Origin of the sequence: Weizmannia agrestimuris (genome assembly GCF_943193165.1) — a bacterium.
Taxonomy (GTDB): Bacteria; Bacillota; Bacilli; order Bacillales; family Bacillaceae_C; genus Weizmannia; species Weizmannia faecalis.
In genome coordinates this window covers 1-1,844 of record NZ_CALPDC010000096.1, presented here as the reverse complement: position 1 = coordinate 1,844, position 1,844 = coordinate 1, and the positions used below count along the sequence as shown (strand labels likewise).

The window sequence follows — 1,844 nt, the reverse complement described above, 5'->3', positions numbered from 1 at the left end:
CAGCAAGTATGTCACAGTGACAAACGGCAAATATGCTGTATACCAGAACTTTAACTGGAAAAAGAAAAATGTCAAAGCTGCCAATAAAACCTACCTTGCCAAGTATGCCTATTATCACAGCAATGGCCTCACCTATCTTTCCCTGTACGATGGCAAAGGGAAATGGGTTGGTTACATCAACGCAAAAGCGGTGAAAGCAAAATAATCATGATAGGAATAAGGGCGTGCCTAAAAGCCGGTCACTCGGCCGGGGCATGCCCTTATTTTTTTCACATTCCAGTACTTTACCAATCCTCCTTCTTTGCAGATCGTAAAAGTTAATGGGACACATAGATTCCCGTGTACTCTTTATTATAAAAGTTGGGCAGTACAAACCCTATTTGGATATAGCTATACGCCCAATCGGCATCCCGATAGATCCTCCCCCCCTGCTGCCTACTCAAATAGCTCATCCGCCAATTTTTCGATTTGGGCTTTTCGTTCCTTTGTTTGTTGCCTGTCAATGCGCAGTGTTCCATCTTCGACGACGAGAACGTCTCCGGCTTTGACACCGGATGGGAGCTTACTTAGACGGATATCCACAGTCGTCCGGTCCTCTTTTTCACAAACAGCAAATTCCCCTTCGATCCGATCCACAATATATTTCATCAAAAATGGCCTCCTTTATTGCGGGGTAAAAGAAGTATGGGTGGTATATGTTTTCCCTTTTACAACAGCTTTTATATCAATCCGCACTTCATAGCCAGGAGCCGCTCTGCTGATTCGAACCGAAAGCGGCGTCCCTACCGTTCCCTGATAGACGGTGTCTTTGCTTTTATAATGAAAAGTGGCCTGATACGTTGCGCCTGTCAAACCTGTAACCATTAAATTGATTTTACCATACTGCTGAGGCGTTGGATCATCAAGATTCGCCTGTAATGTACCGTTAGAAGTGGTTTGCTGGGATGGCTGCTTTACTGGCGGAGCAGCCTTTCCGGAAGCCGTTGCATTTCCCGCTTCCGAAGACGAATGATTCGGCGTTAAAGACGGAACCGGCTGGAATTCAATAGACTTCCCATCGGTCACCGCTAAAATGGTTTTCATTTCGTCTGTCCGGAAAATTTGAATATGATTCGCCTTTAAACGATTGATCACCTCGTCATTTGGAAGCCCGTACGAATTCACCTTCGCTACCGAAATAATCGCGTACTTCGGTTTTACGGCGTCCAAAAACGCCTGACTTGTAGCAGTCTTTGAACCGTGATGCCCCACTTTTAATACTTGGGATGAAAGATCTTGGTGCGTTGCAATCATATCTTCTTCAGAACGGATAGGGGCATCTCCCGTGAATAGAAAAGTACCTTTCTCCCCATAGGAAAGTTTTACAACAGCCGACCAGTCATTCATCTCTTCGTGATAATCTTTTACAGGACCGACAAACTTCATCGATGCCCCCCGCAACCCAAGATCAACATTCGCTTTTGCCTGCTTGATTTTAAGTCTGCTATTTTTCACGGCCAGCAAAAAATCTTCATAGGTTCTGGTTGTATTCACGACCCGCGGCGCATATACATTTTTTACTTTTAAGTTTTCCAGAACCGTATCCAGGCCCCCGATATGATCGGCATCCGGATGGGTGGCAATCACATCATCCAATTGGCTGACATGCAGCTGGCGAAGATACCGGACAACATCATCGCCTTTGTCATTATTCCCGCCATCAATCCCACATTTCGCATGTCTTAAATAAAATTCATTCTAATTTTTGAATGAACTATATTTAAATGGTTTGGTGGGATGATATCTTCTTATTTTTGAGGAATTTTCGATAAAGTTCTATTGAATTCGACATTCTTTTCATGAAT

Annotated in this window: 2 protein-coding genes and 1 pseudogene; 1 reads left to right on the top strand and 2 read right to left on the bottom strand. The window is 44.0% G+C overall.

All coding sequences use genetic code 11. The annotated features are described in order from the left end of the window. Positions 1 to 205, top strand: a pseudogene (locus NFR98_RS15690) (trypsin-like serine peptidase); the annotation flags it as partial. 230 nt (positions 206 to 435) lie between these two features. On the opposite strand, the gene NFR98_RS15685 reads toward NFR98_RS15690, so the two are convergent. Continuing rightward, entirely contained in the window at positions 436 to 648 is a 213-nt protein-coding gene (locus NFR98_RS15685; RefSeq protein ID WP_013858348.1) for a DUF3006 domain-containing protein, read from the bottom strand. Positions 649 to 663: 15 nt separating this feature from the next. Beyond that, positions 664 to 1,704: a ComEC/Rec2 family competence protein gene (locus NFR98_RS15680; RefSeq protein WP_277613388.1), complete on the bottom strand. Its 1,041-nt coding sequence runs from the start codon at positions 1,702 to 1,704 to the stop codon at positions 664 to 666. Positions 1,705 to 1,844: the final 140 nt, after the last annotated feature.

What these genes read in the sequence shown, in the direction of transcription:
- NFR98_RS15685 (WP_013858348.1), bottom strand. Translation starts at nt 648, where the DNA reads ATGAAATATATTGTGGATCGGATCGAAGGGGAATTTGCTGTTTGTGAA.